Raw genomic sequence first — 14,943 nt, forward strand, 5'->3', positions numbered from 1 at the left:
CAATTACAATATGAGTATCACTCAGAATTCCAACAAAAGTGGGAACTTATATTGAATCATCCAATAAGATCGATGTCATTTGTTCGGGGTTATCTAGAAATCCTTTATACAATTGATAAGTATCAGTCTCTTTATATTTCACTTTATGTATTCCGTCCGGTGTCATCTGATAAATGGTCGCATCCGGATAGGCCAGTATAATTGGTGAATGTGTGGTAATAATGAATTGCGAACGTTTATTCACCAATTTGTCCATTTGCGAAAGCATGGCCATTTGGCGTGTAATGGACAATGCAGACTCCGGTTCATCTAAAATATAAAGCCCCGAGCCCCCAAAACGATTCATGAACAGCGCCCAGAACGACTCACCATGAGATTGCTGATGTAGAGATTTGCCGCCATAGGAATCGATGATGCGTCCTCCTCCTGGTTCTGAGTCTCTCGAATCTATTTCAGATGCCAGATTGTAAAAGCTTTCGCTCCTTAAAAAGAAACCGTCGCGCATCCTATGAACACCCTTAGAAATTTTCAAATAATTATGTAGGCTCGAGTGAGTAGCCTGCGTGTCAAAGTTGAAATTTTTACTACCACCTTCTGCATTAAAACCTAAATTAACCGCTATTGCTTCCAATAAGGTCGACTTACCCATCCCATTTTCACCAATTAAATAGGTCACTTTTGGATGAAAGATTATTTTTTTAAAATGCTGTATGGTTGGAATGTTAAAAGGATAATCTGTAGGTATATCCTCAGGCAGATCTAATTGAACAGTATTTACATACCCGGAAAAATCCATAATTCTTTAATTGTTAATGCAATTATAAGAGAAATAAAAGATTGAATACCTATTTTGTCTATATTGTAATTTCGTTTTAAGAAAGAAAAATAAGGATCAATGCCGAGAATAAATTGTTTTATAGCCGTGTTCTTTCTTTGTGTAATTTTTGGTCTAAACTCCGCTGCCGGATCTGATCAACTGTTGGCACAAGATTCAGTAATTGAGAGGATTGGTGTTTTAAATAAAAAAGCGAAGGAGTTAAATAGCGATGCTACAAATCAAGCAATTGCTTATGCCTATAAAGCATATCTGCTGGCTTATGAAAATAAATTAAAGCCGCAACAAGCCGATGCCTTGGTTATCCTTGCCGAAGGTTATTTGTACAATGATATTTATGATTTGGCCCTTGAATATGGGTTTAATGCACTAGAGATTTATAAAGAAAAGGGAACGCCCGAACAAATTGGCGCTACTTATACGCTATTAGGCTGGATATATTATGATGTAGAGAATGCAGAGCTTTCTCTTAAGTATCATACGATGGCCTATGATTTATATAAAAAGGCGGGGAATGAACAAAAAGCGGCTGTTTCATTGAACGGGATTGGACTGATTTACCAGTTAAAGAATGAGTTTAAGGAAGCTGCAGTTTATTTTGAACAGGTATTAGCACAAGCGAAAAAGTTCAATAATAAGGCCTTAACTAGCGCTGCTTATAATAACCTTGGAATAAGTAGTAATAATACAGGGGATTATAAGCAAGCAATTTTGTATTTCCAGTTGGCCCTCAAATATTCACCGGGTCAGCTCCTTTCGCTTGCAGAAGTAAACAATCAAATGGCTTTCTCTCTAGTGAAGCTTGGGCATTATCAGGAAGCTAAGCAGGCGTTGGATAAAGCCTTCAATTACATAGAGAAATCCACCTCCAATTCTAAGAAAGAAAAATTGCTCGACTATTATAAGATCTTTTCTCAGCTGTACCAGCTTACCGGTGATTATAAGCATGCTTACGGGTGTATCCAGAAATATAATGCCATTCGTGAAGAATTTTTATCTCAAAATAAGGTCAATGCATTGTTAACGTTGACAATGAAACGGGAAGCCCAAGAAAAGGAACGGCAAATTAAGGCGCTAAATCTCGAAAAGACTTTAAAATCGTATCAGCGCAATACCTTGGCCATCATTGTTGTGTTATTGATCATTATAGGCTTACTACTTTATAATAAGTTGCGAAATAGGCAACGGAAAAAAACAGAGTTGGCCGAAGTGAAGCAGCAGCTGCTCAGCAATAAGCTTGAATTTAATAATGTGGAGCTCAAAAATTACTCCATGTACATGTCTCATCGAAATGAAGTCATCGGCAATTTTATGGAAGAATTAACGGTTCTTGAAAAGAGTGGAGGCGAAGATGCCATGCAGCGGCTTCATAAGCTGGTTAATAAATTTCGTTACGACGTGAATAGCGAAAAATACATTGAAGATTTCAATTTACAGATTGAAGCCAAATACCAGGATTTCTTTTACAATCTGCAACAAAAATTCCCTACGCTTACTCAAAATGAGCGACGCTTATGCGCACAGATCAGACTCAATCTTTCTATTAAAGAGATAGCTTCCCTAAACAACATTTCAGTCAAGTCGGTAGAGATGGCAAGATACCGGCTGCGGAAACATTTTGGACTGTCTACTAATGATAGCCTGAATGATTTTCTAAAATCTTTCTAAATGCACTAAAGCGTGTTTGCATACGTTTAATGGCGGTTTGTAGAGGTCGTGTAGTGGTGAATTGTGTATGATGTAGGGGTAGCAAAAATCGTTTTTTAGCTGGGTTAATATTTAGGTTTGAGTAACCAATCAGCCGGATCAGAAGGTTCGGAATTAGATCAACTTTAAAACCAAATATTATGATTAAAAATTTACGATGGCCAATTCATTTTCTTTTTGGACTACTCCTGTTATTCATTACAGGCGAAAGTTTTGCTCAAGACAACCTTGTAAAAGGGCAGGTGCTAAATGAGATTGACCAACCGGTAGCCGGTATCAGTATTAAAGTAAAAGGGACTACTACAGGAACAGTTTCAGATGGATTAGGGCATTTCGCTATTCGAGCTTCAGTTAACGATATTCTGGTTTTTTCTGCGGTAGGTTTTAAAACTCAGGAAGCGACTGTTGTCAGTGGTAAAGAGATCACAGTAAAGATGATGATGGATATGACGGGATTGAATGAAGTGGTGGTGATCGGATATGGTACGCAAAAAAGAAGTAATTTAACCAGTGCAGTAAGTTCCGTAAGTGGAGAGACTTTAGATAAGGTTGCCGCTAACAATCCTGTAAATGCTTTACAAGGACGGGTGGCAGGACTATCTGTAAGTAGTCCGGGTGGTAACCCAGGCCAGGCTTCGGATGTCCGTTTAAGGGGGATCGGTACATTTGGTGTGCACCAGCCATTGTATATAATTGACGGTGTGCCTGGAGATCCATACTATTTGAGTAGTAACGACGTGGCTTCAGTTGAAGTCTTAAAGGATGGAGCTGCGGCATCTATTTATGGATCAAATAGTGCCAACGGTGTAATTCTGATCACCACTAAAAAAGGTAAAAAGGGGGCACCTATAATTGATTTCTCTGGTTTTTACAGCACGGTTACGCCAACAGAAAAATACAAATTCCTGGATGCCGAGGGCTATAAAAAAGTACATACTCAAATGTATACCAATGCAGGTGCATTGCCTGCCGATTTCCCTGCCTATTTAACAAAAAACACGGGTGTAAACACCGACTGGCAGGATTTGATCAATAGAAGAGGTGTTTCGCAGAATTATAACATAGGATTGAGTGGCGGAAGTGATTACCTGACCTATGCATTAAGTGGTGATTTAACGGATGATAAGGGAACTTTTATTGGCTCTAAATTCAACAAGAAATCAATAAAATCAAGAAATGATTTCACTAAGGGTATACTGAATGTAAGCAGTAATATCGTGTATACTGAAACTGTTTCGGAGGCAGCAAAATTCGATGTAAAGGATAGCTATTTCCAATCGCCCTTGCTACCTGTCTTTGATAACAACGAGCAATATGGCTATGCCTTAACCGTAGATGGATTGCCTAAATTTCAAAATCCCATAGGTATTGATCATTTTCTGGATGCAAATTCAAAAACAAGATACCTTGCTGGGAGTATAAAGTTAAATCTTAAGCTTTATAAAGGATTGAGCTATACAGCCAATTTGAGTTATATCAATGCACAAACGGATGATTACGAGCATAGTCCTTCATTCAGGGCTAATGCCAATGATCCCGCAGTGTCTTTTCCAAGAGTATTCAATCGTACCTCCAATTATAAAGAACGTTTGATGGAGCATCTATTGAATTATGATCTGAATATTGATAAGCACAGTTTCAAGCTGGTCGCCGGCTATACCGCACAGGAAAAAACCAATAAATTTTTAAGTGCAACTGTGGATGGTAAGACCATAGTTCGGACAGTTGTAAATGGCAATATTGTAGAGACAGAAGTGCCCGCAGGATTCAGTAATCCTGATTTTAACACCATTACTGCAGGGATCGGCGGAACATTTAATGCAGCGGGGTCAAATAATAAGTACGTGCGTTTATCAACCCTGGCCCGATTAAATTACGCTTATGATGATAAATACCTGTTACAGGTTTCAGTACGCCGTGATGGTTCTTCAATATTTGGAGAAGATAGACGCTATGGAGTTTTCCCTTCAGTATCTGCGGGATGGAACATCAGCAAAGAAACCTTCCTGAAGGATGTAAGCTGGTTGACTAACTTAAAATTAAGAGCAAGTTATGGGGAGTTGGGTAACGAAGGTGCATTGGGATATTATGACCATCAGGCATTGATCACTACAATCAATAACTGGTCTGGCGGCTATGTACAAGGCTCAGGTTCTACACCATGGCCAGGCTCAGCAAGCTATACCTTGTTAAATCGTGATTTGCAATGGGAAACCCTTAAGTCGAAAAATTTGGGACTGGATTTTGGATTGTTTAATAATTCATTAAAAGGCTCAATAAACTATTATAACAATGTTACCGATGGTTTATTAATTACAAAAGAAGTTCCCCCTTCAGCGGGTTTACTGGATCCAATTCTGAATGTAGGAAAGATTTCTAATAAAGGCCTTGAGCTGGAAGCGAACTATCAGTTTACTAAAAATGACTGGCGCTTTGATTTAGGCGGTACTTTTAGTTTGTTAAAAAATAAAGTGATTAGCCTGGCCAATCCAGATCAGGTATTGTTTGGTACAGGTTTAAGGTTTGGTACAGATCATATCCCTACTCAAACTACTGTGGGCAGAGAGATTGGCGCTTTTTACTTGTACGAAGCCAATGGATTGTTTCAATCGGATGCAGAAGCCGCAAATTATAAGAATGCTGCCGGAGATCCTTTACAGCCAGATGCAGTTGCCGGGGATGTTCGTTTTAGAGATGCCAACAACGATGGAGTAATAAATGAAAAGGATAAAACTTATCAGGGTTCAGGCTTTGCCAAATACGAGTATGGTTTCAATATTGGTGTAACCTTTAAAAACTTCGACCTGTCTCTTTTCTGGCAGGGTGTAGGGGGTAATAAAATTTACAATGGAAATCGCTTTGAGCTAGAAGGAATGGATGCCGGAAGGAATTTCTTAGCCACTACTTTATCGGCCTGGACACCACAAAACACCAATACCTCGATGCCGCGGGCGGTACTTGGTGATCCAAATACGAACACGAGGGAGTCGACAAGGTTTCTTGAAAATGGAGCCTATTTGAGATTAAAGTTGGTTCAACTGGGCTATACCTTGCCAAATGAGGTATTAAAGAAAATGAAGTTCTCGAGATTGAGAGTTTACTTAAGTGGTCAGAATCTGGTAACCTTTACCAAATACACAGGCTTGGATCCGGAAGTTGGAACGTTTAGCGCCCTGGATACCGGAGTCGATCGTATGTTGTATCCACAAAATAAGAGGCTGCTGGCCGGTGTTCAATTGACTTTTTAAACCATTCAATTTTCAAAAAATGAAAGCAAATAAACTATATATAGGATTGTGTATCGCGTTGCTGGCAGCATCGGGATGTAAAAAAAGTGAGCTGGATCAACAGATTCCAGATCAGCTAACTGTAGATAATTTCTGGACCAATAAAGACCGGGCTTTATCTGGCCTGGCAGCTGCATATTCTCAGCTGGAGGGTTTTGTTGGTTGGGACAATTATGTTGAAGCCCGGTCTGTGCGTGAGTTTTATCGCGAAGATTATATTCTACCAGGATCTGATGCCTTTAATTATCCATGGTGGGTAGAACATTATAATTTTAATTTTACCTCAGGGAACTATGCCATCGATCTACTTTGGAGAGAGAATTATAAAGGCATAAACTTCTCCAACCAGGTGATTGAAAACGTTGGCAAAATGAGCAGTCAAGCTATCGATGATGCCAGTAAAAAACAAATTCTTGCAGAAGCGAAGTTTTTGAGGGCCTATTACCACTTTAAACTATTGAATAATTTTAGTCAGGTCATTATCAGAGATAAAGTGCCTACCTCTGAAGCCGATTTGGCTAAAGGCTTCTCTTCTCGTGCTGAAGTTTATGAGTTTATTCTGAAAGATTTAAAAGGGGCCGAGCCTGATCTGCCACGTCGTTCGGAAAGGCCGACAACTGAGTTGGGTAGGGTAACAAAAGGAGCTGTGGATGCCTATCTTGGCAAAGTATATCTTTACCGTGCGGGTGATGATAAAACAAATGCTACAGCTTATTATGTAGAGGCAAAGAAATGGCTGGAGCTTGTGATTACTCCCAAAGAGTATAGCCTTGACCCGAATTTCGGCAATATGTTTAATGGAGTTACGAAAAACAGCATAGAATCAGTATTTGAACTTCAGCAGTCTGCCGATGCAACAGGTGGTGCTGTTTATCGTTCTTATCTGAGTGATTGGGTTGCGGCATCCGAACTTGGCGGATATGGGGAAATTTATGGGACACCACGTTTGTTGACCGAAATGCTCAAAGAAGGGAAAATAGCTACCAATGGCAGTTACGACGGAAGGGTATATCCAAGTATTTTCTTCAATGATCCTTATTTTAATAACCCTGCTAGTCCGCAAGTGTACGGGAGTACCTATAATGCTGCTTTTGGTGCAGGTAAACAAACCATTGCTTTCAGAAAATGGACTCCTGCAAATCAAGATCGCTTAGGAAGGTCCAACGCCATTAACTTCCCGCTAATGCGATATGCAGATGTATTGTTAATGTATGCCGAAGTACTAAATGAGCAAGGAAACCCTGATGCTATAAAGTCAGTTAACGAGGTAAGAAAAAGAGCCAACCTTCCTGATGCACCAGCTGGTAATAAACAAGCCGTCTTTAATATCATCATGCACGAGCGGGTGATGGAGTTTACGCTTGAGGGTAGTCGTTTCTATGATCTTAGACGTTGGGGTTTGTTAGATCAAAATATGCAGGCAGCAGGAAGAAAATTCACGGCTGATAAAGCCTTTTATCCAACTCCGCTTAAAGAAACGAACAACAATCCCCAGGCGCATTAATTGAATTACTTATCCGAAAGGTGTTCGAAAAGGTACGAACATCATGTGAAAGGCACTTTGTTAGTCGTTTCGTCATCCTGAATTTATTTCAGGATCCCGCACTTGCAAGGTTGTCTTTCTCTTTCGAGATCCTGAAATAAACTGCGTAGCATTCTTGAAGACAAGAATCAATAAATGCTACCTGAAAAATTCAGGATGACGTGACATGCCTTAAAACGTAGCTTTTGAACCAATTATCATTGCCGATGAATCCCTTTAAAACTTTCCGATTCCTGTTTTATGGTTTACTTGTGATACCCCAAATGCTGCTTGCACAGCAAAATGACTGGGAAAATCCAGAGCAACCTTCTTTTAATACTTCTCCCGCACATGCTCATTTTATTCCGGCAGAAGCGCCAAAACTTCCATTAGACGGAATGTGGCGATTTAAATTGGCACAGAATCCTTCATTGAGGTCCCTCGACTTTTTTAAACGCCCGGAGCAGACTAAAAATTGGGCGCAAATAAAAGTACCCGCAAACTGGCAAACAGAAGGCTTTGATAAGTATGTCTTTACTGATGTAGAGTATCCAATTCCTCCAAATCCGCCCTTTGTTCCTAAAGATTATAACCCCGTAGGTTCCTATCAACGAGAATTTACCATCGATCCATCCTGGACAGGGAGACAGATCTTTGTCCATTTGGGAGCGGTCAACTCGTTCTTCTATTTATGGATCAACGGACAGTATATTGGCTTCAGTAAGGACAGCAAAACGCCTACAGAATTTGACATCACTAAGGCTCTTAAAACAGGAAAAAACACGGTTTCTTTGCAGGTATTCCGTTTTAGTGATGCGACTTACCTGGAAGGGCAGGATATGTGGAAGCTAAGTGGGATTGAAAGAAGCGTATACCTGATTGCCAGACCAATTTTTCACTTGTTTGATTTTAAAGTAAACAGCACACTTGATACACTGTACAAAGATGGGTTGTTCGGACTGAAAGTGGTGTTCAATAAAACCGCGGATCAAAAAGAACAAGGGAAGCTGAAAGTAGAACTTTTTAATGCCTCAGGCAAACTTGTTTACCAGTCAGAACAGCCAATTAAGACAGATAAAACGTTTAACTTCCATACAAAAATTCCCAATGTAAAATCATGGAACGCAGAACATCCCAATCTGTATCAGCTAAAAATCACACATCTAAATCAGAAAGGGCTAAAGGTTGAAAGTATTGTTCATCCCCTTGGATTCAGAACGGTAGAGGTGAAAAATGGTTTGTTTCTTGTCAACGGAGTTCCCATTAAAATTAAAGGTGTAAATCGACATGAGTTCAATATGATTACTGCTAAGGTGATTACTGAGGCAGATATGCTCCTCGATATTCGCAGGATGAAAGAAATGAATATCAATGCGGTACGAACCAGTCATTATCCCAATGCAGAGCGCTGGTATTCTTTATGTGATAAATATGGTTTGTATGTTGTGGATGAGGCGAATATAGAATGTGATGGAATGAGTTTTACGCCATTGATAACCTTGTCCGACAAGCCAATATGGAAAAATGCTTACCTGGATAGGGTGCAACGAATGTGGGAACGAGATAAGAACTTTACCTGCATTGTCACCTGGTCACTTGGAAATGAAAGTGGTTTCGGTGAAAACCTAATGGCTTGTTATACCTGGTTAAAGGTCAATGATGATAGTCGACCTGTTCAATACGAAGCGGCGAAGGACGAACGCTATTCTGATATCTTCTGTCCGATGTATAAATCCATCACCGTAATGGAGAATTATGTAAAAACCTGGCGCAACCGTCCTTTGATTCAATGCGAATATGCACACATGATGGGCAACAGCGGTGGAAACCTGAAAGACGATTGGGATCTGATTTATAGGTACCCACAGTTGCAAGGGGGCTTTATCTGGGATTTTTGTGATCAGACTTTTGCGATAAAAGATAAAAAAGGGAATAAAATATGGGGCTTTGGTCGTGATATGGGAACGGTTGGACTAACCAGCGATACCAGTTTTTGCGCAGATGGGCTGTTGGCAGCAGATCGTACCTTTCATCCCCAGGCTTACGAGTTACAAAAGGTTTATCAGAATGTGGGGTTTGAAGCCAAAGATCTGGATAAGTATATTTTTACAATTACAAACAGGTTTGATTTTACTGATTTGGCCAATTATAAGCTCAGTTGGAGAATTAAAGGGGATGGAAAAATTGTCGCCCAAGGTGATGTTGATGAATTATCCCTTTTGCCACGAGGAGAGAAAGATGTACAATTCAATGTACCCTCTTTTATACCTAAGCGCGGGGTCAAGTATTTTATTAATCTTGAATTTCGAACTAGGAAAGCAGCAGAATTACTACCCGTAGGTTTTGTAATTGCAAGGGAGCAGTTTATTTTACCTATACAAGTAAATGGAGCAGCGATACAGGAGGAGATACCAGCCTTGGGACTGAAAAACGATAATGCTAAGTTGCTCTTCTCGGGGAAGGGTTTTACTGTCGGCTTTAACCAAAAAACGGGATTGTTGGAAAGCTATCAAGTTGCGGGTAAGGAGTTGATACAACAAGCCCTGGAGCCTCATTTTTGGCGCGCTGCAACGGATAATGATATTGGCAATAGCCTACAGATTAGAAGTAAGGTTTGGCAAAATGCTTTTAAAACGGCGCAACTGAAAAGCCTTGAGTATACTAAAATATCTCCCTCGACTTACCAGGTGAAAACGGCTTATTATCTGCCCGCAGTAGATGCAAATGTTAATATTAATTACGAGGTGAAGGGGGATGGCGATATAATGGTCGATTATCAGCTGAAAACAAGAAATGGGAAATACCCTGAACCACAAAGAATTGGGATGCGGGTAATTTTAAACCCAAGTTATGATCAGGTAAGCTGGTTGGGACGAGGGCCGTATGATAACTATATAGATAGAAACTATGCGTCAGCTGTTGACTTATATAAAATGAAAGCAAATGCGCTTTTTTATCCTTATCCGAGGGCTCAGGAAAGCGGTTATCGTACGGATGTGACTTGGGCTGCATTGCAGAACCCTGCCGGAACAGGATTAATGGCAATTGGCAAAACCACATTAAGCATAGGGATACTACATTTTGACATGAAAAACCTCGACTATGATCGGGATGCCAAAGAGAATATTCATGGCGGTTCAATGGTTGATGAAGGTAAGGTTTGGTGGAATATAGACTTTCAGCAAATGGGGGTTGGCGGCGACAATAGCTGGGGTGCACAAACGCATCCGCAATACAGGCTTCCATACAAAGATTATAACTACTCGTTTACACTACGACCAGTATTTAGCAAAGAAATTCTAACAGAAAGAGCAAAAGATTAAGATGAAGTATTATTTAGTAAGTCTACTCAGTTTGGTGCTGAGTACAGCTTTCGGACAAAGTTCAGGAAAGCAATTCGCAGATGTTTTAAAATTAGGTTATCATGTAGACAATCCCACTCAAATAGAAACCAATGTATTTTCGGATATGGGAGCATGGCATGCTTATACACTACCGCAGAATGCTGCGGATTATGGTACTTTTATCGGCCCAATGGTGATGGACATGAGCGGGATTTGGTTGGCTAATGCAATGGCTCAACTGACTGTAACCGAATCAGGGAAATTAGTTGATTTAAGCAAGGCCCAGGCCGAAATTCATTACTACCCAGGCCTGTTAGTACAGCAATTGTGGGTGGATGGATTAAAAATTGAACTACAACTGATCTTTGTTTCTAACCGCGAAGCCATGATCAACACTAGTATCAGTAACCTTTCTTCAGTGAAAAAGAAACTGCGGCTAAATTGGTCGGGCTTGGTGTTGTTAAAGGAAGCCAACCTGAAGCAGCAAGGGAATGGTATTGCTGTAGATTTTAATGGTAACCATCGCTTTCAAATCGTTTTTTCAGAGAAGAACCGACTTGCTTTTGAGCTGTATGACAAGGGATATAAAGCAACGCAAGCCGAATTTACGGTGCTGCCTGGCAAGACCTATACCACAACTCGAATAGAACGGTATGATCTTGAATCCCCTAAAATTGCCCAAAACAAAGGCGATTTCAACAGCCTGTTAAAGGTTAACAGGCTACGCTGGGACAATTACCTGGATAGTTATTTTAATGCGCCAGGCGCTGTATTAAAGGATGCTATACAAAGACGGATCGCAGTAAAGTCTATTGTAACTTTAACGACCAATTGGAGAAGTAAAGCAAAAGATTTGTTGCATGATGGGGTATTTCCATCCTTGAATTACCAAGGCTTTTACGGTTTTTGGAGTTGGGATAGTTGGAAGCAAGCAGTAGGTTTGAGTTATTTTAATCCGCAGTTGGCAAGAAATAATATCCTTTCCATGTTCGATTATCAGGATGAATATGGAATGGTTGCAGATTGCGTTTATGCCGATAAGCAAGAAAACAATTGGCGCGATACCAAACCCCCACTTGCAGCCTGGGGCGTTTGGAAAGTTTATGAACAATCACCAGATAAAAGCTTCCTAAAAGGTATTTATCCTAAGTTGGTTAAATATCACAATTGGTGGTATAAAAATCGTGATCATAATAAAAATGGACTATGTGAATATGGTTCAACTGATGGAACAAGGATTGCTGCGGCCTGGGAAAGTGGAATGGATAATGCCGTACGTTTTGATAATGCCGTGCTTTTTAAGAATAATGAAAAGGCATGGTCGCTAAATCAGGAGTCTGTAGATTTGAACGCCTACCTGTATACCGAAAAAGAGTACCTGGCTAAGATTGCAGTTGTTTTGGGTTTAAAGCAGCAAGCTATTGAGTGGCGGAAGCAACTTGCCCCATTGAAAAAACAAATTGACCTTGCTTTTTATGATAAGACAAGGTCATACTATTTCGATAGGTTAATGGATGGACAATGGATAACCGCGGAAGGGTCAGAAGGCTGGATCCCATTGTGGGCCGGTTTATCGAGCCCTAAGCAGGCTGAGGCAGTATTGCAAATGATAGAAAAGAAAGGTAAGTTTAACACAGCAGTACCTTTACCTACACTGGCGGCTGATCATCCAAAGTTTGATCCAACCAAAGGCTATTGGAGAGGTCCGGTTTGGCTGGATCAGGTATATTTTGGAGTAAATGGCCTACATCAATACGGATACCATAAAGAAGCTCGTTATTTTCTAGATAAGCTGCTGGAGAATGCAGAAGGCCTATCTGGACAGGGGCCGATTCGTGAAAATTATCATCCGCTCAGCGGAAAAGGTTTAAATGCGAAAAATTTTAGCTGGTCTGCTGCGCACTTGTTAATGATGTTAAAAGAAAATAGGTTATGATAGTTTCCGAACAATATTTAAAAGAATTACTCCACAAACATTATAACATGGAGAAGCTTTCTTCCATAGAAAAGATACTTGGTTATGAGGATCAGAATTTCCTGATTCAGGATGCTGAGGGGAAAAAGCTAATCGCTAAAGTAACGACAGACCTCCTTGATCCTTACTTTTTAGAAGCACAGCTTAAGGCGATGGCTCATTTAAGGAAGAAGGATAAAAACATCAGGATACAAAATGTGCTGGCCAATTCAGATGGTGGGGCTTATACTGTATTAGAGGTTGATGGAAATATTTTATACCTAAGAGTATTGTCTTATCTGGATGGAACTTTTATGGGGGATTTAAAGGATTGCCCATCAGAGGTGATTGACAGTCTGGGTACCACCTTGGCCAATATGGATCTTTATCTCAAAGATTTTAGCCATCCAGCTGCTTACCGTTTTACGGAATGGGACCTTGCGCAGGTAATGACCTGTCGTGATTATTTGCAGAAGATTAAGGATCACGAAAAAAGGACAATGGTGGATTACTTTCTATTGCAATATGAAATGGAAGTTATGCCTTTACAGCACCAGCTTAGAAAAGCCGTGATTCATAACGATGCGAATGATTATAATGTATTAGTTAAAGACGGGCAAGTAAGTGGGATAATTGACTTTGGCGATATGGTGGAGAGTCAGTTGATTAACAACATAGCCATTGCATGTACCTATGTGATGTTTAAAAAACAGGATCCACTAAGTGCTGCGCAAACCCTGTTAAAAAGTTACCATAGGATTTATCCTTTAACAGAAACAGAACTTTCGGTCTTGTATTACCTGATCGCTGCACGTCTTTGTAAAAGTGTTACTACCTCTGCTTTGCAAAGAAGTAAGAGCGAAAATGTACATCATTTTATATCAGAAAAGGATGCCTGGACACTGTTGTATCAATGGATAAAAATAAATCCATTGTACGCGCAAAACCAGTTTAACCTATGTTGCGGTTATGCTACTGTATTGGGGCATGAGGAGCGTGATTTGGCTTTAAAAACGGAAAGAAAGCAGGTGGTAGGGACAAATTTGAGTATCAGTTACCAAAAGAATTTAAAAATTACCAGAGGGGCCCTGCAGTATCTTTATGATGATAAAGGAGATACTTATATCGATTGTGTCAATAATGTGAGCCATGTAGGTCATTGCCATCCTGTGGTGGTTAAAACGATGCAAAAACAACTGGTCAAATTGAATACCAATACCCGGTATTTGCACGATAGCCTGGTTACTTATGCTAAAATGCTGACCGCCACCTTGCCACCTAAGCTAAACGTTTGTTATTTCTGCAATTCGGGAAGCGAGGCCAATGATCTTGCCATTCGCATTAGCAGGCATTTTACAAAACAAAAAGATGTTATCGTGTTAGATCATGCCTATCATGGTACATCCACAGTGGCTATGGAGTTGAGTCCTTATAAATTTGATAGCAAGGGCGGATCCGGGCAGCAGCCTTATATCCATAAAGGGATGAATCCGGACTTGTATCGTGGGCATTATCGATATGGAGATGAGCATGCTGGAGAAAAGTATGCTGAAGATATCGCCGATATCATTAAGCAATTGTCAGACAAAGGAACTGGTATCGCTGCATTTATTTGTGAAACGTTACTTGGTGTTGGTGGACAAATACCATTACCAGATGGTTATCTGAAAGCTGTGTATAGTCATGTAAGGGCTGCCGGTGGTTTATGTATTGCCGATGAAGTGCAAGTTGGTTTTGGACGAGTGGGAGAAAAGTTCTGGGGTTTTGAGTTACAGGGCGTAGAGCCTGATATTGTGGTGCTTGGGAAGCCGATTGGAAATGGCCATCCGCTTGCTGCGGTCGTATTGACTGAAGAAATTGCTGCTGCATTTAATAATGGATTAGAGTACTTTAATACCTATGGCGGTAATCCGGTATCTATGGAAACAGGCATTGCAGTGATGAATGTGATCTCTGAGGAGGAGTTGCAGCAAAGAGCACTGGAAACGGGCAATTATCTTATTGAGGGGCTTAAAAAGCTAATGGAGAAACATGTGATCATTGGTGATGTAAGAGGCAAAGGGTTATTTGTTGGTGCCGAACTGGTACGGAACAGGGAAACGTTGGAGCCCGCAGTGCCAGAGATTGATGTCGTTGTAGAACAAATGAGAGATCGTGGTTTCTTGATTAGTACAGATGGGCCATTTCATAATGTTTTAAAAATTAAACCGCCAATGGTATTTAATATCGAAAATGCAGCATCTTTTTTAACTAATCTTGACGAAGTACTTGGAGGGCTATAAAATCTTATACGC

The 14,943-nt window shown here is 40.3% G+C and carries 7 protein-coding genes; 6 read left to right on the forward strand and 1 reads right to left on the reverse strand.

Going from position 1 to position 14,943, the window contains the following annotated elements; genetic code table 11:
• Positions 1 to 46: 46 nt before the first annotated feature.
• A complete protein-coding gene (locus EZ444_RS07640; RefSeq protein ID WP_131608133.1) occupies positions 47 to 796 on the reverse strand; it encodes an AAA family ATPase in 750 nt (249 codons plus the stop codon).
• A gap of 99 nt (positions 797 to 895) precedes the next feature.
• Here EZ444_RS07640 and EZ444_RS07645 point away from each other — a divergent pair, with 99 nt between their 5' ends.
• The 6 genes from EZ444_RS07645 (at position 896) to EZ444_RS07670 (ending at position 14,931) form a co-directional block, all read left to right on the forward strand.
• Entirely contained in the window at positions 896 to 2,503 is a 1,608-nt protein-coding gene (locus EZ444_RS07645; RefSeq protein WP_131608134.1) for a tetratricopeptide repeat protein, read from the forward strand.
• A gap of 179 nt (positions 2,504 to 2,682) precedes the next feature.
• A complete protein-coding gene (locus tag EZ444_RS07650; protein WP_131608135.1) occupies positions 2,683 to 5,790 on the forward strand; it encodes a SusC/RagA family TonB-linked outer membrane protein in 3,108 nt (1,035 codons plus the stop codon).
• Between the two features lie 19 nt (positions 5,791 to 5,809).
• Positions 5,810 to 7,333, forward strand: coding sequence for a RagB/SusD family nutrient uptake outer membrane protein (locus tag EZ444_RS07655; protein ID WP_131608136.1), 1,524 nt, complete (start codon positions 5,810 to 5,812; stop codon positions 7,331 to 7,333).
• Positions 7,334 to 7,557: 224 nt separating this feature from the next.
• Positions 7,558 to 10,674, forward strand: coding sequence for a glycoside hydrolase family 2 TIM barrel-domain containing protein (locus EZ444_RS07660; protein ID WP_225874665.1), 3,117 nt, complete (start codon positions 7,558 to 7,560; stop codon positions 10,672 to 10,674).
• Position 10,675: 1 nt separating this feature from the next.
• The gene (locus tag EZ444_RS07665) at positions 10,676 to 12,631 is read left to right on the forward strand and encodes an MGH1-like glycoside hydrolase domain-containing protein (protein ID WP_131608137.1); all 1,956 of its coding nucleotides are present in this window, start codon (positions 10,676 to 10,678) and stop codon (positions 12,629 to 12,631) included.
• Complete coding sequence (locus tag EZ444_RS07670; protein WP_131608138.1) at positions 12,628 to 14,931, forward strand: aminotransferase class III-fold pyridoxal phosphate-dependent enzyme; 2,304 nt, start codon at positions 12,628 to 12,630, stop codon at positions 14,929 to 14,931. The genes EZ444_RS07665 and EZ444_RS07670 overlap by 4 nt, the downstream gene beginning before the upstream one ends.
• The last annotated feature ends 12 nt before the right edge of the window (positions 14,932 to 14,943 follow it).

The sequence above is a fragment of the Pedobacter hiemivivus genome, assembly GCF_004331685.1.
GTDB lineage: Bacteria > Bacteroidota > Bacteroidia > Sphingobacteriales > Sphingobacteriaceae > Pedobacter > Pedobacter hiemivivus.